Annotated in this window: 16 protein-coding genes and 1 tRNA gene; 10 read left to right on the forward strand and 7 right to left on the reverse strand. The window is 64.7% G+C overall.

Going from position 1 to position 24,078, the window contains the following annotated elements; genetic code table 11:
- Positions 1-37 precede the first annotated feature (37 nt).
- A complete protein-coding gene (locus M3P36_RS01410; RefSeq protein ID WP_249698847.1) occupies positions 38-2,728 on the reverse strand; it encodes a TonB-dependent receptor domain-containing protein in 2,691 nt (896 codons plus the stop codon).
- Positions 2,729-2,856: 128 nt separating this feature from the next.
- On the opposite strand from M3P36_RS01410, the gene M3P36_RS01415 reads away from it, so the two are divergent.
- Entirely contained in the window at positions 2,857-3,549 is a 693-nt protein-coding gene (locus M3P36_RS01415; protein ID WP_249698850.1) for a GntR family transcriptional regulator, read from the forward strand.
- 28 nt (positions 3,550-3,577) lie between these two features.
- Here M3P36_RS01415 and M3P36_RS01420 read toward each other — a convergent pair whose 3' ends face one another.
- Positions 3,578-4,981, reverse strand: a complete 1,404-nt coding sequence (locus M3P36_RS01420) for an aldehyde dehydrogenase (protein WP_249698853.1) — start codon at positions 4,979-4,981, stop codon at positions 3,578-3,580.
- Positions 4,982-5,005: 24 nt separating this feature from the next.
- Positions 5,006-6,175, reverse strand: coding sequence for a 4-hydroxybenzoate 3-monooxygenase (gene pobA, locus M3P36_RS01425; protein ID WP_249698862.1), 1,170 nt, complete (start codon positions 6,173-6,175; stop codon positions 5,006-5,008).
- Positions 6,176-6,301: 126 nt separating this feature from the next.
- On the opposite strand from pobA, the gene M3P36_RS01430 reads away from it, so the two are divergent.
- Entirely contained in the window at positions 6,302-7,549 is a 1,248-nt protein-coding gene (locus tag M3P36_RS01430) for an MFS transporter (protein WP_249698872.1), read from the forward strand.
- 14 nt (positions 7,550-7,563) lie between these two features.
- On the opposite strand, the gene M3P36_RS01435 is transcribed toward M3P36_RS01430, so the two are convergent.
- The gene (locus M3P36_RS01435; protein ID WP_283773271.1) at positions 7,564-8,235 is read right to left on the reverse strand and encodes an arylesterase; all 672 of its coding nucleotides are present in this window, start codon (positions 8,233-8,235) and stop codon (positions 7,564-7,566) included.
- A gap of 85 nt (positions 8,236-8,320) precedes the next feature.
- On the opposite strand from M3P36_RS01435, the gene M3P36_RS01440 reads away from it, so the two are divergent.
- Positions 8,321-9,022, forward strand: coding sequence for an ABC transporter ATP-binding protein (locus tag M3P36_RS01440; RefSeq protein ID WP_249698882.1), 702 nt, complete (start codon positions 8,321-8,323; stop codon positions 9,020-9,022).
- The gene (locus M3P36_RS01445; RefSeq protein WP_249698893.1) at positions 9,019-11,538 is read left to right on the forward strand and encodes an ABC transporter permease; all 2,520 of its coding nucleotides are present in this window, start codon (positions 9,019-9,021) and stop codon (positions 11,536-11,538) included. Before M3P36_RS01440 ends, M3P36_RS01445 begins: the two co-directional genes overlap by 4 nt.
- On the opposite strand, the gene M3P36_RS01450 is transcribed toward M3P36_RS01445, so the two are convergent.
- Positions 11,535-12,380 (reverse strand): glycerophosphoryl diester phosphodiesterase membrane domain-containing protein, encoded by an 846-nt coding sequence (locus M3P36_RS01450; RefSeq protein ID WP_249698896.1) that lies wholly within the window; start codon positions 12,378-12,380, stop codon positions 11,535-11,537. The two genes, M3P36_RS01445 and M3P36_RS01450, sit on opposite strands and share 4 nt — an antisense overlap.
- Before the next feature lie 161 nt (positions 12,381-12,541).
- Positions 12,542-15,202 (reverse strand): TonB-dependent receptor, encoded by a 2,661-nt coding sequence (locus tag M3P36_RS01455; protein WP_249698906.1) that lies wholly within the window; start codon positions 15,200-15,202, stop codon positions 12,542-12,544.
- 326 nt (positions 15,203-15,528) lie between these two features.
- Here M3P36_RS01455 and typA point away from each other — a divergent pair, with 326 nt between their 5' ends.
- From typA to M3P36_RS01485, 6 genes are all read left to right on the forward strand, one after another.
- Entirely contained in the window at positions 15,529-17,370 is a 1,842-nt protein-coding gene (gene typA, locus M3P36_RS01460; RefSeq protein WP_249698917.1) for a translational GTPase TypA, read from the forward strand.
- An 81-nt stretch (positions 17,371-17,451) separates the two neighbouring features.
- Positions 17,452-18,165: an HpcH/HpaI aldolase family protein gene (locus M3P36_RS01465; RefSeq protein ID WP_283773293.1), complete on the forward strand. Its 714-nt coding sequence runs from the start codon at positions 17,452-17,454 to the stop codon at positions 18,163-18,165.
- Between the two features lie 318 nt (positions 18,166-18,483).
- On the forward strand, positions 18,484-19,647 hold the full coding sequence (locus M3P36_RS01470) for a glycosyltransferase family 4 protein (RefSeq protein WP_249698921.1): 1,164 nt from the start codon (positions 18,484-18,486) through the stop codon (positions 19,645-19,647).
- Positions 19,648-19,681: 34 nt separating this feature from the next.
- Positions 19,682-20,989, forward strand: coding sequence for a replication-associated recombination protein A (locus tag M3P36_RS01475; RefSeq protein ID WP_249698923.1), 1,308 nt, complete (start codon positions 19,682-19,684; stop codon positions 20,987-20,989).
- Positions 20,986-21,852, forward strand: coding sequence for a hypothetical protein (locus M3P36_RS01480; RefSeq protein WP_249698925.1), 867 nt, complete (start codon positions 20,986-20,988; stop codon positions 21,850-21,852). Before M3P36_RS01475 ends, M3P36_RS01480 begins: the two co-directional genes overlap by 4 nt.
- 94 nt (positions 21,853-21,946) lie before the next feature.
- Positions 21,947-22,022, forward strand: a tRNA-Thr gene (locus tag M3P36_RS01485).
- A gap of 472 nt (positions 22,023-22,494) precedes the next feature.
- Here M3P36_RS01485 and M3P36_RS01490 read toward each other — a convergent pair.
- A complete protein-coding gene (locus tag M3P36_RS01490) occupies positions 22,495-23,997 on the reverse strand; it encodes a phosphoesterase (RefSeq protein ID WP_249698928.1) in 1,503 nt (500 codons plus the stop codon).
- Between the last annotated feature and the right edge of the window lie 81 nt (positions 23,998-24,078).

Consider the following 24,078-nt stretch of genomic DNA (forward strand, 5'->3'; position numbering starts at 1 on the left):
TGCCCTCGACGACCTCGTTCCAACGTCCACCGCTCGGTCAGAATGCCGCGCGCGCGCCCACCGCGAACATCCGGCCGACTGGGTTGGCGGCAGTCGCGTCATAGCCGCCGCTGCCGTTCCCGCCCGGAGCCAGGTTTACATAGGGCGGATCGGTGTCGAACAGGTTGCGCACTTCAGCCGACAGCGCCAGCCCCTGGATACGCTCGAAGCCCAGACTGTCGCCCAACCGCCAGGTTACGCTCAGGTCGATCGGTGTATAGCTGCCGACCTCCTCGTTGGGCGTGATGAGGGTATTGGTATAGCCCGCGACATGGGTTGCCAGCACCCGGGCGGTAATCGGGCCATGCTCCCATTCGGCCGATAGGCGTGCCTTGAACTTCAGCGGCTGGAAGATGTTGTTCAGCTGATCGACCAGCGCACCCTGCGGCGACACGGCCACCTTGTAATCCAGCAGGTAGCTCCCGTTGGCCATCAGCGTCACCCGGTCATCCGGCGACAGGTCGAAGTCGTAGGTGGCCAGAAAGTCGATACCGCGGGTGATCGACTTGCCGAGGTTCTGGCTGCGCCCATCGACGAACAGGTTGACGTTGTTGATATCGCCCGAGGGGAACGGCGTGCCGAGAACCGGAATGCCAGAGTTGAGCAGATGCTGCACGCGGTCCCGCGCCGCCTGTCCGCGCAGGATCACGCCTGTTCCGGCATAGTCGGCTTCCTGTCCCAGGATCGCAAGGTTGGACAGGTTGGCAATGACCTGGTCGTTGTAGGCCACATCGAAATAAGTGAGCGACAGGCGCAGGCCGGCGGCCACGTCGATATCCGTGCCGACCGACCAGGTGGTGGCCGTTTCGGGGGACAGACCGAGGTTGGGACCGGACAAGGCATAGCCCAGCACCGGCGAGCCGCCAGCCGGGTTCTGGTAGTTCTGGCCGAACATGGCGTTGCTGTTGCCGTAGATCTCAGGCAGCGTCGGCGCACGGAAGGCCGTGCCATAGCTGCCGCGGATCAGCACACCGTCAGTCGGTACCCAGTTGATGCCGATCTTGGGATTGGTGGTCTTGCCGGCATCGCTGTACTTGTCGTGCCGCAGGGCAGCATTGATCGTCAGCTCCTCGAAGCCCGCTGTAGCATTGCCAGCGCCGAACACCGGGATCAGCACTTCGGCATAGCCCGAATTCACCGTGCGATCGAAGGTGCGGAAGGCAATCGGTGTAGTCGGATTGCCGCGCGCGCTGCCCAGCTCGACCTGGAATTCCTGCCGCTCGAAACCGCCGGCGACCATCACCGTTCCACCCGGCAGTTCGAACAGCGGACCGTTGATCCGCCCTTCATAAACCGTCAGTTCGCCATAGGTCGGCGCGAGGAATATCTGGTTGAAGATGCCGTTGATGACCGACTGGCTGGTACGGTTCAGGCCATAGGGATCGAAAGCTGTGGCCGGATCGCTGCTGGCCAGCGCCGCATTGAGCGCGCCGTTGTTGAGGCCATCATAGGAACCCGAGAAATCGCGGGTTTCGCCAAAACCGACCAGCACTTCGGCCGACCAGTCGCCCGGCAGGTTGAAGCGCAAGCCCGGGGTGATCTGCCAGCTCTGGGCAGAGCCGGCAGTCTGCGGCACGGGGAGTTCATCGGCAAAGCTGTAGTCGATCGAATAGCTCGAACCGGTGAAGCCCGGCGGGCGGACGAAGAAGGCGTTGCTTTCAGGCACGTTGATGCGGGCCGAGAAGGGCGAGCCAAGGCGGACGAATTCGCGCTTGGAATAAAAGGCGTCGGCGAACACTTCGACCCAGTCGGCGATCTCGAAATCGAAGGTGGCGTTGACCGAGTTGTAGGACTGCTCGGGGAACAGATCCTGCCCCGGGTTGGTGTCGCACAGGTTGCGAGTGCCCGCAGTCACCGCACCGGCATTGGCCGGAGTGTACTGGTCGGGCATGGCATAGGTCGTGGTGCCGATCACCAGCGTACCCGGCGCACAACGGGTGGTGCGGTAATCGTTGCCGCCGAATTCGCGCTGGTCCGAGGTGAAGAAATCACGGTCCGAACCGCTGAGGTTGGAGCGCGAGACATGCTCATAAGCCACCATGAACTGCCCGCGGCTGAACTGCTGGCCCATGGCCACACCCAGCGCATATTCATCGAAGCTGCCCTGGTCGGCAAAGCCGTAGCGGGCGAACATTTCCACGCCATCGAGATTGCGGCGCGGGATCAGGTTGACCACGCCGGCCACGGCATCCGAACCGTAAACAGCCGATGCACCGTCAGCCAGCACTTCGACCCGCTGCACGCCCAGCGTCGGCAGGACCGAAGGATCGGTCGAGCGGCTGTTGTTCACCACCCGGTGCCCGTCGATCAGCACCAGCGTTGCATAGGGGCCGATACCGCGCAGGTTCACGGTGTTGCCGTAAACGATATTGCCCGAACCGCCGGCCTGGCCGCGCGAGTTTTCCGATACGCCCAGGTCGAAGTTGGCGGGCAGTTCCTTGATCACGCGGTCGATGGTGATGCCGGCAGAAGCCTCGATCTCGCCGCGGCCCAATACGGTAGCGGCCGACCCGACCGGGATTTCGGCAATGCGGCTGCCGGTAACAATGATGATGTCTTCAACCTCGCCCTCTGCCTGGTCCTGTGCCAGAACCGGCTGGGTGCAGAACAGGCCTGCAGTTGCGAGTGCGACGACCGAACCGGTGCGCATGAACCTGGATGCACCCATGGTGCGCTGTGCCTTCGACATAAAACCCTCCGTTTTCCGCCCTCTCGAGGAGCGTCCGAAGGCTGGATCACAAATTGGCGCACAAAGCGCAATCAGAATATCGATAACAAGATTGTTGACATTTTTATTGTCGTTGCTAGCAGGCGTTTATGAATGACGCAGTCGAAGCTCTCGCCCGCAAGGGACCCACCGGGGTCGAGGTGGCAGACTGGATCCGTTCGCAGATCCGCTCCAGCCGCCTCGTGCCCGGCCAGCGCCTGGTCGAGGTGGACATCATCCGCCAGACCGGCGGTAGCCGGTTCAAGGTGCGCGAGGCGTTCCAGCGCCTGGCCGCCGAAGGACTGGTCGAGATCGAGGAGTTCCGCGGCGCATCGGTGCGTGGCGCCTCGATGGACGAAGTGCGCCAGCTATACCGCGCCCGCGCTGCGCTGGAAGGGATCTGCGCCGCCGAATTCGCGCTCAAGGCGACAGACGAACAGCGCCGGAAGCTGGCCGACCTCGCGGACGAGATGGAGGTCTGCGTCGAAGGCGGCGCGCCGGAACGGTTCGGCCAGCTCAATTCGGATTGGCACTCGCTGCTGATGCGCGGCGCGGGCAATGCGGTGATCGAGGATATCGTCAAACGCCTCAACACGCCGGTCCACCACCTGCTGTTCGAAACGTTCTACAAAGGTGACCGGCTGCGCGAGGCGGCGCGCGACCACCGGCTGATCGTCAAAGCCGTGCTCGACCGCGACGGGCCTGCTGCCGAAATGGCCATGCGTCAGCATATCGAAAACGGCCACCGCTTCCTGACCGATTTAGACCGCGCAGTACACCACGGCGGGGTCGGCGAGGTCTGAACCCCCGCCGACCCGCACCGGGCAGCTATCAGATCGGGTAGTGGCCCGGCTCGGTCTCGAACGTGACCCAGCGCGTCTCGGTGAAGGCGTCGATGCCATAGCGTCCGCCAAAGCGGCCATAGCCCGAAGCCTTCATCCCGCCGAACGGCATCTGCGGTTCATCCGACACGGTGCTGGCATTGACGTGGCAGATGCCCGCCTGGATCTGCCGCGCAACCTTCAGTCCGCGCGCCGTGTCACGGGTGAACACTGCCGATGACAGGCCATATTCGGTATCGTTGGCCAGTTCGATCGCATGGGCCTCGTCCCGCGCGCGGATGATGCCCACGACCGGCCCAAAGCTTTCGTCGCGGAACAGCTTCATGTCGGGCGTGACCTTGTCCACCAGGTGAGCGGGCATCAGCACGTTCTGCGTGGTCTCGCCACCGGTCAGCAGGACAGCGCCCTTGCCCACCGCGTCCTCGATCAGGCTGTAGCAGTGATCCACCGTCTTGCGATCGACCACGGCGCCAAGCGGCGTGTTGCCCGCCGTCGGATCGCCCACCGGCATCGATTCCACCTTGGCCTTGAACTTGGCGGCAAATTCATCCGCCACACTGTCCACCACGATGATCCGTTCGGTGCTCATGCAGATCTGGCCCTGGTTCATGTAGGCGCCGAAAGCCGCAGCCTTTACCGCTTCATCAAGGTCGGCATCTTCCAGCACCAGCATCGGGGCCTTGCCGCCCAGCTCCAACAGGACGGGCTTGAGATGCTCGGCCGCACGCTTGGCAATGATCTTGCCCACGGCGGTGGAGCCGGTGAAATTGATGCGCCGGACCTGCGGCGCATCGATCAGCGCGCCGACGACTTCGGCCGCATCCTCGGGCGCATTGGTGACGACATTTACCACGCCTTCGGGGAAGCCGGCCTCGGCAAAGGCTTCGATAATCAGGGCATGGGTGCGCGGGCAGGTCTCGCTCGCTTTCAGGATTACGGCATTGCCGCAGGCCAGCGGCACGGCAATGGCGCGCACACCCAGGATGATCGGCGCATTCCACGGGGCAATGCCCAGCAGCACTCCCACCGGCTCCTTCATCGCCATGGCCACGGTGCCGTGGTGGTCCGAGGGGATGATCTCGCCCGAAATCTGCGTGGTAATGGCAGCGGCCTCGCGCACCATACCTGCAGCCAGCATCAGGTTGAACATGGCCCAGCCGGCGGTCGCGCCGATTTCACCCATCATCGCTTCGACGAACTGGTCCTTCTTGGCCACCAGCGCATCGGCTGCCTTCGTCAGCACCGCACGGCGGGCGTTCGGGCCCATATGCGACCAGACGGCGAAGCCTTCCTGCGCCCGTTCTGCAATGGCGGGAATATCGCCCGCCTTCATCGCCTGCGCACTGGAAGCGACCGCGCCGGTCATCGGGTTCAAACGTTCAAACTTGGACATGAAGTAATCCTCTCCTTGGATATCCTAGACCGGCAAGCCGACATAGTTTTCGGCAATAGTCATCTGGGCCGCCTTGCTGCTGGCGATATAATCGAGTTCGGCCACCTGCATCGCGCGTTCGAACGGACCGTCCTCCGGGAAACGGTGCATCAGCTTGGTCAGGGTCCAGCTGAACCGCTCGCTTTTCCACACGCGGGCCAGGGCCTTGTCGGAATAGGCTGCAACGGCATCGACATCATTCGCCTTGAAATAACCGACCAGCGCCGCAGAGGCATAGTGTACGTCGCTCGCGGCGAGGTTCAACCCCTTGGCACCCGTCGGCGGCACGATGTGCGCGCTGTCGCCGCACAGCAGCAGGCTACCGTGGCGCATCGGGGCAAAGACATAGGACCGCAGCGGAGCAATCGACTTCTCGAGCGCCGGGCCGCGGGTGATGTCGGCGGCGGCTTCCGGGCCAAGGCGGATCGCCAGTTCGTCCCACACCCGCTCGTCCGGCCAGTTCTCGATCCGCTCGGTCAGCGGAACGTCGATGTAATAGCGGCTGCGGGTGGCGCTGCGCATGGAGGCCAGGGCAAAGCCGCGTTCGTGGTTGGCATAGATCAGTTCGTGATTGCACGGCGGCACATCGGCCAGGATGCCGAGCCAGCCGAACGGATAGACCCGCTCGTACTCCATGCCCACGCTGGCAGGCACGGCCTTGCGACTGGGGCCATGGAACCCGTCGCACCCGGCGATGAAGCGGCAATCGACGCGAAACTCCTCTTCTCCCTGGCGATAGGTGACATAGGGCGCGTCGCCATCGACATGGTGCAGGGCCACATCCTCGGCCTCGTAGATGACCTGCAATCCGCGCTCGTCCGCCGCATCCATCAGGTCGCGGGTAATCTCGGTCTGGCCATAGACCACGACCTGCTGGCCGGTCAGCCCTCCGATATCGATACGGATCAGCCGCTCGCCATCGGCCAGGTTGAAACCGTCGTGCGGCAGGCCCTCGGCCTTCAGCCGCGCATCAAGCCCAAGCCGCTCCATCAGGCTGACAGTGATATTCTCCAGCACACCGGCGCGGATGCGGCTGAGCACATAGTCGGGCGAGCGCTGCTCCAGCACTACGCAATCCACGCCCTCGGCGCGCAAGAGATTACCCAGCAAAAGGCCCGCTGGCCCGGCTCCGATAATGCATACCTGTGTTTTCATGGTCCCTGCCCTAAATCTATCCGGCGCAAATTTCGAGGAAGAAATGATCCGTCAATGAAAGCGCTATCATTGCGGGCCGCAAGTGCCCGCTCTAAGCCCGCCATTCAAGGGGGATGAGCGAACCAGATGGCCGAGCCGATGGAAAACAGCATGGCGCGGCCCCCGGTGCTTGCCATCGCCCAGTATGGTCTCGCCTATCTGGGCGTGCACCTGGCCTTCATGCCCCTGCTGGTGCTGCTGGTGCCGCGCCGGGTGGAGGCGCTGGGCACTGGCGACGCTGCCACAATGGTCAGTTGGCTGCTGTTGTCGGGCGCGATCGTGGCGGGCGCATCGCATATTGCGGCCGGCCATGCGAGCGACCGCTGGCTGGCACGGCATGGCACGCGGCGCGGGCTGATCGCGATTGGCGCGGGCCTGTTGGCGCTGTCCTATGGCGCGCTGGCATGGGCGGGCAGTTTCGCGGCCTTGCTGGTGGGCATCGCCCTGTTCCAGTGCGCGCTCAACTTCGCCTTCGCCCCGCTCGGTGCATTGCTGACCGACCACTTCCCCGACCGGAGCAAGGGCCTGATGGCCGGGATCATGCATGCCGCCATGCCCGCCTCCACATTGGCCGTGGTGCTGGTCGGCCGCCTGTTCCCGCAGGACGGGCCGAGCGGCTTCCTGTTTGCCGGCGGTCTGTCGGTGGCCTGCTTTGCGCCCTTGTTGCTGGCCTGGAAGCTGGGGCTGGTTGCCGCGGCCGCTCCCGCCGATCCGGACAGGCCGACCATTCCGGCGCAATGGGCCAAGCGCGACTTTGCCATTGCCTGGGGTGCCAAGCTGGCGGTGCAACTGGGAGCGACCTTTGTCAGCGGCTACATCTACCTTTACCTCGCCGCCGCTGTCGCGAACCGCACGACCGATCCCCAAGCCAGCGCCACCAGCCTGCTGGCCGACATATCGTGGCCCGCCGGGATCATCGCGGTCCTGGCAACGCTCACCGCCGGAGTGCTGTCCGACAGGGCGCGGCGGCGGAGGGTGCCGCTGACCCTGGCGGCCACTGCCGTGGCTGGCGGGCTGGTACTGCTCAGCCAGGCGGGTGGCGGGACCACCCTGCTGCTGGGCGGATACTGCCTGTTCTATGTCGGCCTGTCGGTCTTCACCTCGATCGATACAGCGATGGTGGCGCAGATCGTGTCGGGCCACCGCCATCGCGGCACGCTGCTGGGGGTGTTGAACCTGACCAACACACTGCCGTCCGCCATCGCGCCCGCGCTGGCCCTGCTCGCCTTCCAGCCGGGTGCGCTGGCGCCGGTGCTGGGGCAACTGTTCCTCGGCTGCGCAGTGCTGGCACTGATGGCCGGCGGCGCGATCCTCTTCGTGCGGAGCGTGCGCTAGCTGGCGACCAAGGTCTAGCGCGCGGGCGGGAGGGCGGAGACCACGGCGGGCCCGGTCGCCTCGACCAGCGCCTGCACGCCTTCTGCCGTGGGGTGGATCCGGTCGGGGAGGATAAGCTGCGGCTGGTCGAACACCGCTTCGAGGAAGAACGGCACCAGCTCCACGCCATATTCCTCGGCCAGCGCGGGATATAGGCCGTCGAATTCCGCCTGGAACTGCGCGCCGAGGTTGGGCGGCGCGCGCATCCCCATCAGCAGCACGGGAATCTCGCGGCGCGCCAGTTCGTCCAGGATCGCGCCCAGGTTCTCGCGCGTTGAGGCGGGGGCGATGCCGCGCAGCAGGTCATTCCCGCCCAGTTCAACAATGGCGAGATCGGGCGGGCTGGCGGCATTGTCGAGCACGAAGCCGATCCGCTGGCGACCGGCCGCAGTGGTATCGCCCGACACCCCCGCATCTATCACCCGCGCATTGATGCCCTGGGCGCGCAAGGCGACTTCCAGCCGCTCGGGATAGCCTTCGTGCTCGGCCAGGTTGTAGCCGGCGAACAGGCTGTCGCCGAAAGCCAGGATGGTGCGTTCAGGCCCGCTCACAGCGATATCGGGCGCTGCTTCGCTGGTTTCAGCGGTTTCGGCGGACTCCTGCGGCGGAGCCTCGGCCCCGCAGGCAGCCAGGGCAAATGCCAGCAATCCAATCGTCCAACCGCCAAACCGCATCGATGATAGCCTTTTTGCCTGTATTGCCCTCATGTCATAGCTATGCCATCGCTGCGTCGTGACAAGCCCCCAACAGAACAATCCCGCCATCCATGCCCGCAACCTCCGCCTGACGCTGGGTGAAGGCCCCGCTGCGGTGGAAATCCTGCGCGGCATCGATCTTGCCGTCCCCACCGGCCAGACACTGGCCCTGCTTGGCCCATCGGGCTCCGGCAAAAGCTCGCTGATGGCGGTGCTGACCGGGCTGGAGCGCGCCACCAGCGGCGAGCTCGACGTGGCAGGTGCCAATTTCGCGCAGATGAGCGAGGACCAGCTGGCCCTTGCCCGCCGGGGCCGCATCGGCATCGTGCTCCAGGCCTTCCACCTGCTGCCCACGATGACAGCGCAGGAAAACGTCGCCACCCCGCTCGAACTGTCGGGCGAGAAGGACGCCTGGGAACGCGCCGGGGCCGAGCTTGAGGCGGTTGGCTTGGGCCACCGCATGTCGCACTATCCGGCGCAGCTTTCGGGCGGCGAGCAGCAGCGCGTGGCCATCGCCCGCGCCATCGCCCCGCGCCCGCCGCTGATCTTTGCCGATGAGCCAACCGGCAACCTCGATGGTTCGACCGGCGGCTCGATCGTGGACGTATTGTTCAACCGCCGCGCCGAGATGGGCGCAACCCTGATCATCATCACCCACGATGCGGATCTTGCCGCCCGGTGCGACCGGATCGTGACACTGGGTGACGGGCAGATCGTGTCGGACACGCTGCCATCATGACCTCGCTGGGATGGGCCGCGGCATGGCGCATCGCCCGGCGCGACCTGCACCGCCAGTTTCGCGGGCTGCGTCTGCTGCTCGTCTGCCTGTTCCTGGGCGTGGGTGCACTGGCGGCCATTGGCTCGCTCACCTCGGCCATTCGCAGCGAATTGAACGGCCAGGGTCAGGTGATCCTGGGCGGCGACCTCGAGGTCGAGGTTTACCAGCGTCCGCTGACGGACGACGAAACCGCCTTCCTTTCCGAATATGGCGAGTTGTCGAACGGCCTCCGGATGCAGGCCATGGCCAGCACGGATGATGCCGCCTCGCCGATCGAACTGAAGGCGGTGGAGGACAACTGGCCGCTCTATGGCGCGCTGACGCTGGCCGATGGGACCACGGCTGGCGCACCTCCCGCCGGGCAGGCCTGGATCGCCGATGGCGTGGCGGACCGGCTAGACCTTGTCCCGGGTGACAGCTTTACCCTCGGCACCGTGCCGCTGACCGTGGCGGGCATCATCGGCGAGGAACCCGACCGGCTGAGCGAAGGCTTTACCCTTGGCCAGACGGTTATCGTGCCGCTTGCCGTGCCCGAGGCCGCAGGCCTTACCGCGCCGGGCGCGATGTACGAGACGAAGACGCGGGTGCGCTTTGCCGGCAACCCCGACCCCGCCGCCGTGGAAGAGGCGGTGATCGCAGCCTTCCCCGAAAGCGGCCTCGACACCCGCACGCGCGACCGCGCGTCGCCCGGGGCAGAACGGTTCGTCAGCCGGATGGGCGAGTTCCTCACCCTGGTGGGCCTCGCCGCGCTGGTGATCGCGGGCATCGGCATCGGCGGGGGCGTGGCTTCCTATCTCGAAGCGCGCCGCGCCGGGATTGCGACGCTGAAGATCCTCGGCGCATCGAGCGGTGATATTGCCCGCATATATGCCCTGCAAGTCGGTGCCGCCGCCGTGGCCGGATCGCTGGCCGGGCTGGTGGCGGGCGTGCTCGTTACCCCGCTGCTGGCAAGTGCATTGGGATCGCTGCTGCCGGTTTCTACTGCCTTCGTGATAGATTTCGGCGCCCTGCTGCGCGCCGCCGCATTCGGCCTGCTGGTAGCGCTGGTCTTTGCCGCGCCGCCGATCCTGCGGGCACGCGATTTTCCGGCCATGGCGCTGATGCGTTCGCGCGTATCGCCCATTGGCAGCGGCTGGCGCGGAGCCGCCGTGCCAGTGGGCCTCGGCCTTGCCGGGATCGTCGCCCTGGCCCTGCTGGGATCACCCACGCCGCTGCTGTCGGCGGGGTTCCTGGGTGGAGCGCTGGTCATGCTGGCGCTGCTTGCCCTGCTTGGCCGCCTGATTGGCTGGGGCGCGCGCAAGATTCCGCGCCCGTCCAACCCCATTGTCCGCGCGGCGCTGGCCAACCTCCATCGCCCCGGCTCGGCCACTGGGTCGCTGGTGACAGCGCTGGGCTTCGGACTGTCCGCCTTCGTGCTGCTGGCGGGCGTGCAGACCAGCCTCGATGGCAATATCCAGCGTTCGGTCCCCGCCATTGCGCCGGATTACTTCGTGCTCGACCTGCCGGTAGCCCGCATTGGCGAGTTCACCGAGCTGATCGAACAGGCCGTGCCCGGTTCCGAAATCAGCGCCACGCCCACCTTGCGCGGGCAGGTGCTGGCCTATGGTCCGGAAGACAACCCCACCATCGTGTCCGAATTGGAAGAACTGCCTGATGGTGCCTGGGGCCTGCGCGGCGAGCGGGGCCTGACCTATTCGACCGATGTGCCGCAGGGCAATTCACTGACCGCAGGCGAATGGTGGCCGACCTTCTACCAGGGCGAGCCGCTGGTATCGGTGGACGAGGACCTGGCCCGCGCGGCCGGGCTCAATCTTGGCGATATCCTGACAATCAGTGTGCTGGGCGTACAAAAGACTGCGCGCATCTCCAGCTTCCGCCGGCTCGACTGGGAGTCCATGGGCTTCAACTATGTCTTCGTGTTCTCGCCCAACACCCTGGCCGATGCCCCGCACAACGTGGCCGCGACCGTGGCATTTCCTTCAGGGGCCGAACCCGGCAACCTGCTGCGCGACCTTGCCCGTGCTTTCCCCTCCAGCTCGGTAATCGAAGTCGGCCCGATCCTGGTCGAAGCGCGCAACATCCTCGACCAGGTGTCGCTGGCGATCCTGGCGGCGGCATCGGTTGCAGTGCTGGCAGGCGTGGCCGTGCTGCTGGGCGCGATTGCCGCAGCGCGGGCGGCGCGCATCTATGACACAGTGATCCTGCGCGTGCTGGGGGCCAGCCGCGGGCAATTGCTGGGGCTCCAGTTTGCCGAATTCGGCCTGCTCGCGCTGGTGCTGGCAGGCGTGGCGCTGGGCATGGGCATGGGCCTGTCGTGGCTGATTATCACCCAGCTGTTCGAATTCGACTGGTTGCCAGACTGGCCCCGCATCCTGATGGTGCTGGGCGCAGGCCTGGTGCTGGTGCTGGGCTTCGCCTTTGCGGCCTCGCTCCCGGTGTTGAGAGCGAAGCCGGCGCAGACGCTCAGGACGCTCTAACCGAAGGTCTCTTCGACGTTAACCCCGGTCGAACCATTGAGTTCGGCGTGGACCACCGCGCCCAGCGCCGCCTGCACCATGGTCGCGAGGGCGGCAAAAACGCAGATCCCGACGAAGAAGAGCGCAAGGGAAGCAAAGGCCGGACCTTCTCCTCCCATCATCATGCCGCCCAGCCCGCCCGCAAACGGCAGGATGAGCACCAGGGCCATAACGATCAACAGCACGCCGAAAACCAGCACCGACAGGAAGATCGGCAAGGCATTGCCACGCGTCATATCCCACGATTGGCGGATAATGTTGATCGGGCCGCGCTTGCCTTCGACCGCCACCAGCGGGACCATGACGATCAGCCGGCAGGCGAAATATATGATGGCGACAAACACCACCAGTGACAGGATGCCGCTTATTGCCGATCCTTCGCCGCCAATCGCGGTCACGATCGACAGGACAATGATATAGACCAAGGCCAGCAACAGTGTGGCCCCGAGCAATGTCGGCACACTCCGCCAACCGGTGGCAAAGGCCTCGCCGAAAGACGGGCTTTGCAAAGGGGAGGCCAGCGCACACAGCGCCCCGTACTGTGCCATCATCAGCGCCAGGTAGAGCACGTAGAAGGCGATCATGGCGATGACGACACCGGCCCCGAGCGCCATCAGGCCCGCGCCGCTTTCTCCGCCTGAGGCCAGCCCGGCAATGCCACCGATACCCACGGCGAGGCCCAACCCCACGATCGCAGCCACGAAGAGCGCCGCATAGGCCGCCCACATCCCGAGCAGCGATCCGGGGCGCTGCCTGATCGCGGTGATCACGCCCGAAAAGATCTTTCCAACTGTAAGGCCCATCTCTCTACCCCCCTTTTTTGCACGCCCTGCATCGGTCCCGCGCATTCCCTGAAGCCGAATGCATCACGAAAACGTTTTGTGCGCAAACGAAAAAAGGGGGCCCGAAAGCCCCCTTCCCCGTCCAATGATCGAACGTGCCGGTAGTGAGCCGGCAGGCCCGGTCAGAAGTTCTTGCGCACGGTCACGCCATAGGTGCGCGGCTGGTTGGGATAACCCGAGATCGAGCCCGGCTGGCCGGGGCTGTCGAACAGGCTGAGCAGGTAGCGGTCGTTAAGCAGGTTGCGCCCCCACACGCTGACAGCAAGGTCGAGATCGGTGAACTCGTAGGTCAGCGAGGCCGACAGGTCATCCACCTGGCGCTGGAAGGGAGCCGCCGCCGCGATAGCCGCCGCCTGGCCACCGGCCAGGAAGCCCGGCAGGCCTTCGATCACCTGCACGTTGCTCTCGTGGTGGAATGTGGACCGCAGCACCAGCAGGTCGCCGTTGCCCAGGTCTTGTTCCCACTGTGCGCCCAACACGATGGTCCATTCCGGAATACCGGAAGGACGGGTGCCAGACAGGTCACCCACCGACGACAGCGGGAAGCTGACATAGGTCGGATCGAGCCAGGTAACTGCGAAGTTCAGCGTCAGCGGATCGATCGGGTTGGCCTGGCTTTCCAGCTCCACGCCCCAGGTGCGCTGCTTGCCCGCATTGCTCAGCAGGAAGCCGGTGCCGGTGAAGATGTTTGACTGGAAGCCGTTGATGTCCTGCCGGAACCCGGTGAGGTTCATCGAGAACATGTCCCAGTTACCCTTCACACCCAGTTCGATGACCTTGGAGTTTTCCGGCCCGGCAAAGCGGCTGCCGGCCATCTGGTTGTTGAAGGTGGGGTTGGCGGCGCGCAGGGCCGGCAGGTCTGCCGCCAGCGGACGGCTGTCACGGCCGAGGTTGAACGAACTTGCCTTGAAGCCCGTGGCATAGCTGGCATAGACATTGAGGTCCGGGTTCACGTCGTAAGCCAGCCGCACGGTGTAGGCCAAATCGTTGTCGCTGGTCCTGCCGTCTTCAACTCCGTTAGGAATGTTGATGAAGCGCGGGAACAGCTGCAGCGCGCGGCCTACCAGGAAGGGGTTGACGTTGGGGTCGTTCTGGTTGGCGTTGGCAAAGGCCTGGGCACCGGCCTGGATGGTCGGGAATGCCTGCGCGCCAGCCAGTCCGGCCGGGCTGGTACCGGTAGCAAAGGCCTGGATTTCCGCCTGGGTGGCGGGGCGGCCCAGCATCAAGGCATTGCCCACGGTCGTTGCCACGCCTTGCGCAAATATTGCCCGGTTGCCTGCATCCACCAGGTCGATGTTCGAGAACACATCAATCGACTGGTAGTCGGTCACCACGCGCTTGTCGTCCATGGTGTAGTTGCCGCCAATGGTCAGCACGAGGCCATTGGTGATCTCGAAATCGACCTGGCCGAACAGCGAAAGTGCGTCGTTGCTGAGCAGGAACTGACCGCTTTCCGCCAATCCGGCCGAACCGAACTGGCCGATGTACTGATTGCCCAGGCCATAAAGCTGACCGATCGTGGCCTCGATCACCTGGATCGTGCTGCCCGTGCCGTTGCCGCCAGCCGAAAGGTCGGCAAAGTTGCGGAAGCGGTCGCCCTTGAAGATGTTCTGGTTTTCGGTGATGCTTTCATCGAAGTAGAACAGGCCAGCCAGGAAGGTGACGGGACCAGCGCTGCCCGACAGGCGCAGTTCTTGGGTGTAGGTTTCCAACTTCTGCGTCTGGTAGCGCTGGAGCAGGTCGAGCGAAGTGAAATCGACGTCCTGGTCATAGGCGCCACTGGTGTTGCGCCAAGCCGAGATCGAGGTCAGCGTCAGGCCGCTGCCAAGCTCGAAGTCGAGCTGGGCCGACAGGCCGTAGTTCTCGATATCGTTGGTGCTGGCAAAGTTGTTGTAAACCAGGTCGGCAAAGGGATCATTGGGATCGTTGAGCTGGCCGCCGAGGCCGAGGATGGCGGCCGATGCCGCCGAACGCTGGACATTGACCACGCCGCAGCAATTCTCGTCGATCCGGTCATAGTCCGCGATGATCCGCACCGACACGTTGTCGCCATTGTCGTACAATGCCTGGCCGCGCACGAACCAGCGGTCACGCTCGTTCGTTTCGGTGCCACTGGCCGGATCGGTCAGGTAGCCGTCGCGCTTGTTGATGCCGCCAGCAATGCTGACGGCAAAGTCATCGGAAATCGGCCCGCTGACGTAGCCGCGCAGGACCATGGCATCGAAGTTGCCATAGGATGCCTCGATCGAACCTTCGGGCGTGAACGAGGGCGCATCGGTAACCAGCGAGATCACGCCTGCAGACGCATTCTTGCCGAACAAGGTGCTTTGCGGGCCGCGCAGCACTTCGATCCGGCTGACATTCGGCAGGTCGCTGATCTGGGCGGCGGTGCGGCTGCGATAGACGCCATCGACGAACACGCCGACCGACGGTTCGATACCGGCATTGTTGGCGCCGTTGCCGAAGCCGCGGATGATGAAGTTGGTGTTGGCCGAGCTCTGCAACTGGCTGACGCGCAGCGACGGAACGATGGTCTGCAGGTCTTTCAGGTCGCGGATCTGTTCGCGCTGGAGGGTTTCGGCCGTGGTCACGCTGACCGCCACGGGGGTTTCCTGCAGCGTGGTTTCACGCTTGGTAGCAGTAACGATGATCATATTGCCGGCGGCAGGTTCGATCACCTCTTCGGGCGCGTTCTGTGCCTGGGCGGCAAAAGGCGTTGCAAGGGCAAGGGCCGCCACCCCGGACAGGAGCGAGCGGGCAGTTCCGGCAGTACGGATTGTCATGTGTTTCTCCATCTCTCCCTCACGGTGCGCGGCTGGCCTTGTGGCTCTGGTTTGCCGGACGTGATGCAGTTGATTAGGCCGCGCCCGCTAGTTTGCGCAATCGTTAAGCACAACTGCCATAGGGATAAGGTTGCATTTGAAACCGCGCCTGTAGCAAACGCGCCACATTTCCGGTGTTTTGGCCGATTTCCCGGGACTTTGTGCCTGTTTTATAGGCATCTTATTTGCCTGCCTTGCGAACGGGGGAGACCTCGGCTAAGGCGCGCGCAATCTTCGCAGGTGCAGCAATGGCGCTCCTGCCCACTATTATCCAAAGGCTGTCTTATATGTCCGCGCCCCTCCGCAATGTGGCGATCATTGCCCACGTCGATCATGGCAAGACCACGCTGGTTGACCAGTTGTTCCGCCAGTCCGGCACTTTCCGCGACAACCAGCGGGTCGAAGAGCGGGCGATGGATTCGAACGACCTGGAAAAAGAGCGCGGTATCACCATCCTGGCCAAGTGCACCTCGGTCGAATGGACCCCGGAAGGCGGCGAGCCCACCCGCATCAACATCGTCGATACCCCCGGCCACGCCGATTTCGGCGGCGAGGTGGAGCGTATCCTGTCGATGGTCGATGGCGTGATCCTGCTGGTTGATTCCAGCGAAGGCGCCATGCCGCAGACCAAGTTCGTCACCGGCAAGGCGCTGAGCCTGGGCCTCAAGCCCATCGTGGTGGTCAACAAGGTGGACCGCCCAGACGAGCGCATCCAGGAAGTGCTGGACGAAGTGTTCGACCTGTTCGTCAGCCTTGAAGCGACCGACGAACAGCTCGATTTCCCCGTGCTCTATGCCTCGGGCCGCAATGGCTATGCCAACGAGGATCCTTCGCTGCGCGAAGGCACGCTGAACCCACTGTTCCAGAAGATCGTGGACCATGTCCCCGCCCCCAGCGCGGATGAGGACGGGCCGTTCAAGTTCCTCGTCACCCTGCTCGATCGCGACAACTTCCTCGGCCGCATCCTGACCGGCCTGGTATTCTCCGGCTCGGTCAAGGTGAACGAGCCGATCCACGCGATGGATGCCACCGGCAAGATCGTGGAAACCGGCCGCGCCTCCAAGCTGCTCGCCTTCCGCGGGCTGGAGCGGGTGCCGGTGGACGAGGTCAAGGCAGGCGACATCGTGTCGATTGCCGGCCTCACCGCCACCACCGTATCGAACACCATCGCCCACCCTTCGGTCACCGAACCGCTGCACGCCCAGCCGATCGATCCGCCCACGCTGTCGATGCGCTTTGCCGTGAACGACAGCCCGCTGGCCGGGCGCGAAGGCACCAAGGTGACCAGCCGCATGATCCGTGACCGCCTGGAGCGCGAAGCCGAATCGAACGTCGCCATCAAGGTCACCGAGAGCGAGGACAAGGACAGCTTCGAAGTGGCCGGGCGCGGCGAACTGCAGCTCGGCGTGCTGATCGAGCAGATGCGCCGCGAAGGCTTTGAACTGGGCATCAGCCGCCCGCGCGTAATCTTCGGCGAGGATGAGAACGGGAAGCGTACCGAACCGTACGAGACCGTCGTGATCGACGTGGACGACGAATATTCGGGCACGGTTGTCGAGAAGATGGCCCTGCGCAAGGCGGAACTCACCGACATGCGCCCCAGTGGCGGCGGCAAGACCCGCATCACCTTCTCCGCCCCGTCGCGCGGCCTGATCGGCTATCACGGCGAATTCCTGTCCGACACTCGCGGCACCGGCATCATGAACCGCCTGTTCGAGAAGTACGGCCCCTACAAGGGCCGCATCGAAGGCCGCGTCAACGGCGTGCTCATCTCGATGGAAGCGGGCGATGCTGTGGCCTATTCGCTCAACATGCTGGAAGAACGCGGCGTGCTGTTCATCGGCAGCGGTACCAAGCTCTATGAAGGCATGATCATCGGCGAAAACGCCAAGCCGGACGATCTTGAAGTCAACCCGATGAAGTCCAAGCAGCTCACCAACTTCCGGTCGAGCGGCAAGGACGATGCCATCCGCCTCACTCCGCCGCGCGTGATGACGCTGGAACAGGCCATCGCCTATATCGACGATGACGAGATGGTCGAAGTCACCCCGCAGTCGATCCGCCTGCGCAAGGTCCACCTCGATCCGCACGAGCGCAAGCGCAACAAGCGCAAGGTGGACGCGGCGTAAGATCGAAGAGCGGGGCCGGTTGACAATCGCCCCCCGTTCCTCAAGGGATTTGTCCGACAAATAGGCCGCCCGCTGCTCGGCCTGTGGCAGGCGCTGGCCAATGGCTATGCCGCCGAAATCTGCGCCCGGCAGGGGTTTGACTGGCTGCTACTGGATGTCGAACATTCACCCAACACGCTGCAGACCCTGCTAGCCCAGGCCCAGGCGATTGCCCCCTTCCCGGTCGAGGTGATCGCGCGGGTGCCCTTTGGCGAGCCGGTGGCGCTCAAGCAGTATCTCGACATGGGGCTGCATACCCTGCTGGTGCCGATGGTCGATACGGCAGAACATGCCAGGGCGATGGTCCGCGCCTGCCGCTATCCGCCCCACGGCATCCGCGGCGTGTCGAGCGCGACCAGCCGCGGGGCGAACTTCGGATCGGACGCGAACTACCTCCACGAAGCCAACGACAAGGTGACGCTGATCGTACAGATCGAAAGCACCACGGGCCTTGCCAATATTGCCGAAATCGCCGCGGTCGAAGGCGTCGATGCCCTGTTCATCGGCCCGTCCGACCTTGCCGCCTCGATGGGACACCTTGGCCAGCCGACCCATCCGGCAGTGGTCGAAGCCATCGCCACGGCCAAGGCGGCGATCGACGGCGCCGGCAAGCCCGCCGGCATCTTCGCGGTCAACCCCGAACACGCCCGCCAGTCGATCGCGGCCGGCTTCCGCTTCGTATCGGTCGGCACCGACATCGGCCTGCTGATCAGCGGAGCGCAGAAGGTGCTGGGCGAGGTGCGGGGCCAAGGCTGACCTGGCACGGAAGGAGCGCATAGGGGCGACCCTGCAGCCATATTCCAGCTTTCCTACAGAGGCTTGCCATGGCCTACAGGCGAACATGGGCCCGCTTCGCCACATCTCCTGCTCCAGCACTTCTCCCGGACAGGTGTCACTTTGTCCACATGACCCCTATCTTGCTGTAAATACTAGTAAACCAACCCCATTTACAAAGGTGACACGGTGTCACTTGTGTCACCTTTTCCGCCGCATCTGGAAGGGGGCCTGTGGCGCGGTGCGGCGCGGGCGAGCAACCCTCTCGCAATCCCCTGCGACCTGTCCTAAGGGACTGCGATGAATATCGCCGATCTGCGCGTGGCCCTGTTCAGCGGCAACTACAATTATGTCCGCGACGGCGCCAACCAGGCGCTGAACAGGCTGGTCGATTATCTGCTACGGCAGGGTGCGGCGGTGCGCGTCTATTCGCCCAAGGTGGAATGCCCCGCGTTCGAGCCGGCGGGCGAGCTGGTGGGCCTGCCCAACTGGCCGATTCCCGGGCGCAGCGAATATCGCTTCTCGGTGGCACTGTCGGCCGAAGTGAAACAGGACCTGGCGGACTTTGCGCCCAACCTGGTCCATGTGGCCAGCCCCGACATCGCCGGTCACCGCGCGGTCACCTGGGCGCGCGAGCGGCACCTGCCGATCCTGGCCAGCGTCCACACCCGGTTCGAAACCTATCCGCGCTATTATGGCTTGGCTTTCCTCGAACCGGTGGCGGAAGCCATCCTGCGGCGCTTCTACAACCGCTGCGATGCGCTGGTTGCCCCGTCCGAGAGCATGGCCGCCGTCCTGCGCGAGCAGGGCATGAATGCGGATATCGGCATCTGGTCGCGCGGGGTGGACCGCACGATCTTCGATCCATCGCGCCGCGACATGGCCTGGCGCCGCAGCCTGGGCATTGCGGATGACGAGGTGGCCGTGGGCTTCCTTGGCCGGCTGGTGATGGAAAAGGGGCTCGACGTATTCTCCGACACCATCGCCGAACTGAACAAGCGCGGCGTAAAGCACCGCGTGCTGGTGGTGGGTGAAGGCCCGGCGCGCGAATTTTTCGAGGCTGCCGTGCCCGATGCGGTGTTCGCCGGGTTCTTCCAGCGCGAAGCCCTGGGCCGCGCAGTGGCGAGCATGGACCTGCTGCTCAACCCCAGCGTCACCGAAACTTTCGGCAATGTCACGCTAGAGGCCATGGCCAGCGGCATCCCGGTGGTTGCCGCCCGCGCTACCGGCAGCACCAGCCTGGTGCGCGATGGCGAAACCGGGCGGCTGGTCGAACCCGGACGGATCGGCGATTTTGCCGATGTGGTCGCCGCCTATTGCACCAATCCTCTGCTGCGCGCCGCCCACGGCGCGGCGGGCGAAAAACGCAGTCGGGATTTCACCTGGGATGCAATCAATTCCGCCGTGGCCGATTGCTATGTCCGCTTGATCGGCGGCCAGCAGCAGCAGCGCGCCTCGGCTTGAAACTATCGCCGGGCAGCTTCGAACGGGAGAGGACATGAGCGACCTTTTCGCCTCCGATCCCGCCGTTCCGGCAGAACCCGCCGCCGATGCCCCGTTGGCCGACCGTCTGCGCCCGCGCGACCTGTCCGAAATCATCGGCCAGGACCATGTGACCGGGCCGGAGGGCGCAATCGGGCGCATGGTAGCGGCGGGACGCCTGTCCAGCATTGTCCTGTGGGGCCCGCCCGGCACCGGCAAGACAAGCATCGCCCGCCTGCTCGCCGCCGCCGTGGGCATGCGCTATGAAGCGGTAAGCGCAGTCTTTTCCGGCGTGGCGGACCTGCGCAAGGCCTTTGCCGCCGCCGAAACCGCCCGGCTGGCGGGTCAGCGGACATTGCTGTTCGTGGACGAGATCCACCGCTTCAACCGCGCGCAGCAGGACGGCTTCCTGCCGTTCGTCGAAAGCGGCGCGGTGACGCTGGTGGGCGCTACCACCGAGAACCCCAGCTTCGAACTCAACGCCGCCCTGCTCAGCCGCGCGCAGGTGCTCATCCTCCACCGCCTCGATGCGGCTGCGCTGGAGCAGTTGCTGGCGCGGGCGGAGGAGTTGGAAGGCCCGCTCCCCCTCACTCCGGAGGCGCGCGATGCGCTGGTGGCCAGTGCCGATGGCGACGGGCGGTTCCTGCTCAACCAGGCCGAGACGCTCTATGCCGCCAGGCTGGCCGAACCGCTCGATCCCGCAGCTCTCGGCCAGTTCCTCCAGCGGCGGGTGGCGGTGTACGACAAGAACCGCGAGGGGCACTACAATCTCATTTCCGCGCTGCACAAGGCAGTGCGCGGGTCCGATCCGCAGGCGGCGCTCTATTACATGGCGCGTATGTTGATGGCCGGTGAGGAGCCGCTGTTCCTCGCCCGGCGGCTGGTGCGCATGGCGGTGGAGGACATCGGTCTGGCCGATCCGCAGGCGCTCACCCAGTGCATCGCCGCCAAGGATGCCTACCAGTTCCTCGGCAGCCCCGAAGGCGAACTGGCGCTGGTCCAGGCCTGCCTCTACCTTGCCACCGCGCCCAAATCGAACGCCGCCTACAAGGCGCAGAAAGCCGCGTGGAAAAGCGCGAAGGACACCGGCAGCCTGATGCCGCCGATGAATATCGTCAACGCGCCGACCAAGCTGATGAAGGACGTCGGATACGGCAAGGGCTACACCTACGACCACGACGCGGACGAGGGCTTTTCCGGCGACAACTACTGGCCCGATGGCATGGAGCCCCAGGATTACTACCAGCCCGTCGAACGCGGGTTCGAGCGCGAGGTGAAGAAGCGGCTCGATTATTGGGACAAGCTCAGACGAGAGCGGGGTTGATCCGCTTTACCCACTTCCTCGCAATCGACTGGTCGGGCGCGGTGGGCGAGCGGCACCGGGCGATCGCGCTGGCGCTGGCCGATGCGGATGGCGGCGCGCCGGTGCTGGTTCGCAGCGAGCGCGGGTGGTCGCGGGGCAATGTGCTGGAACTGCTACTCGACGGCCTGCCCGAAAGCACGCTGGTCGGCATGGACCTTGGCATCTCCCTGCCCTTCGCGGATCGGGGCGCGTTCTTTCCAGGATGGGATGAAAGCCCGGCAGACGCGCCCGCATTGTGGCGGCTGGTCGATGAAGTATGCTCTGCCGACCCGCATTTCGCCGCAACCGCGCTGGTCGATCACCACCACGCCAGCCAGCACTTCCGCCGCCATGGCGGGCGCGAGGGGGAGCACTTTGGTGGCGGCCTGGGCCGCTTCCGGGTGACCGAGCTGGCGCAGGCCAAGCAGGGCTGTAAACCCTACTCCAACTTCAACCTGGTGGGCGCGGCGCAAGTCGGCAAGTCGAGCCTGACGGGGATGCGCCTTCTCAACCGGCTGCGTGGCGCACTGCCCGTCTGGCCGGTTGATCCACTGCCTGCCTCGGGCTCGGTGGTGGTCGAAATCTATACCACCCTGGCCGCCATCGCCGGAGGCCGCAGCGCCGCGCGCAGCAAGATGCGCAGTTTCGAGGAGGTGAATGCCGCTCTGGAGACTCTCGGTAGCCCACCGGTGGCAGGCAGCCGGTCGATCGATGACCACTCCGCCGATGCCCTCGTCAGCGCCGCCTGGCTGCGCGCCCACGCCAACCGGCACGAATTGTGGCATCCTGCAGAACTTACCGGCGAAATTGCGCGCACCGAGGGCTGGACCTTCGGCGCGACTTGAGCCAAAGGCGCGCAGTACCTTGCCGTCAAGCCGCGAAGCGTTAGGGCAAGACTTGGTCGCCCTCATGCAGCAAGCGGTAGGGCGAAAGGGATACGCCGGTTTAGCTCAGTTGGTAGAGCAGTTGATTTGTAATCATCAGGCCAGGGGTTCGAATCCTCTAACCGGCACCACCCATATGTTGGACGTCACAATACGTTGGACGAAATCCAACGTGCTTGGATTTTTCAGCACCGAGGAGAGCCCTGTTCCCCCAGACAGAGAAATTGCAATCGCCTCGTCGCTAAGCCTTTTCGTCGGCTCTGCGCCCTCATTCCGGCCGTTACCCGACCGGGCGTAGCATCCTGAAGCCGGTCATTGTGGATGCGCCGTAGCAGCGTCCGATTTTGATCGACACTCGCTGGTTCGAACCTCCCTTTTTTGCTTTGGCCATTTTTGGCCAGGTAGAGCGTCTTTACGCCGACCTGCGCCAACCACTTCCCGGGCTGCCGTCGCGAAAAATTCCTGTCGTTATCGGACCTGATATTGGCAGGCGGCCCGCGTGCGCTTGTGTGCTCTCCGGCCTATCGCGCTGCCCCGTAAAAGTTGCCATTCAGCGATATCACCACGGCAGTGAATCCCGGCTCGGCCGTGCAAATGCTCTGTTCACCGTATAACGTTGACGAACACCGGATTGGCATAGAACCACAGGTCGCTCCACGGATCCTCGCCAGGCTGATCCTCTGCCGGTTCCATCTCGGTGCCGTTGGTTCCGCGAATTCGCAGGTAATAGGGATTTGCGCTGGCCGGCAGGCTGTAGGTGATCGAGATGTATTCACCGTCGCGTTGCCAATCCGTTTCGATAAAGCGTGCCACCACCCGGGTTCCCGGCGCGCGATCCTGGTTGCGGTCTGCCACCGGTCCAGTGATCGGCCCGCCGATAAGGTCGATCCTGGCCAGTGCCGGGTTATGGCCGCCGGCATTGACTGCCTGTGGGTCGCGCACCCGGATCTGAACCATCAGTTCCTCGTCCGCGCCGATCTCCAGCATGCCGCCAATCCCCGCCGCGTCGCCGCCCGTGCGCGCGCCGCGGACCTGCATATCGACCGACGAGACCAGGTCGCCGGTGGTTACGAAAACCCGCCCGTTGCGCAAACCGTCGAGAATGTCGGCATAGTTGCGGGTGGCGTGGACATAGGTCTTGGAGTATTCGCCCGGCCAGAAATCGCTGCCACCTTCGCGCCAGTGGCGGTGCGAATCCGACGTGGCCGTAACCCACCAGCGCCGCCCTTCGGCCAGCATCGAATCCCACAGCCCGCCCAGCCGCGCGGTCATCGGATCGAACCCGCCCATCGTGGCCACGCCCCGGCGATATCCACCGCGATAGCCTTCGGGATCCAAGGTGCCATCGGGATTGAGCGCGGCGGCCTGGTGTCCGGGCGCGCCTTCCATGCCCACCGCTACACCGGGGGCAGTGTCATTCCAGTTGCGGAATTCTGCCGGATCATAGCGCCCGTATTCGGTGGCGCTGACCGCCGAGCGCGACGGATGGTTGGCAATCAAGACCGGCGGCTGCGGCTGGTCGCGCATCACCGTGAGCGCGGCAATCATCCGTGCCGGTTCGTCGCGTGCGGGATCGGCCGGATGGGCCTCGCGGCGCGAAAAGCCGGCCTCGATTTCGAGCAGCTGGCTGCGTTCGGCATCGGTGCGCGGAATGATCAGGCTGCTGTGGTCGCCATCGGGGGTATCGAATTCCATCCCGAAGAATTGCAACACCTCTGGCACTGCCTGCCGCGATTCGAGCAATGAGGGATAGGCGAAATCATGGTTGATGCGCGAATGGCCGGGGCCGCCGTGGTCGGTCGACACCATCCACGCCAGCCCGAATTCGCGCGCCATCTCGGCATTACGCTGGATCGGATAGATGCCGTCCACTCCGAAGGTGAACGCGGGCATGGCATCGGGGTTGGCCGGATCGATTGCGTATTCCGCGCTGAATTCGCTGTGGATGTGGTGATCGCCCGCCAGCCATTCGCGTTCGCCAGGTGCGGCTTCGCCAGCACCTTCGGGCATAACGATCTGCGTGTGGCCTTCGTGCGCCGAGACCGGAGTTATCGCGGCGGCGGACAGCAGGCCGCCGGCGAGCAGGAAGGAGCGCGGTCGAATCATGGCAAAAATCCCCGGAGATCTGGATAGGAAGGGGCCTGGAGCGGCTCAAGGCACGCTCCAGGCTCGGAATTCAAGGCAAGT

Source organism: Altererythrobacter sp. KTW20L (assembly GCF_023501975.1).
Classification (GTDB): domain Bacteria; phylum Pseudomonadota; class Alphaproteobacteria; order Sphingomonadales; family Sphingomonadaceae; genus Alteraurantiacibacter.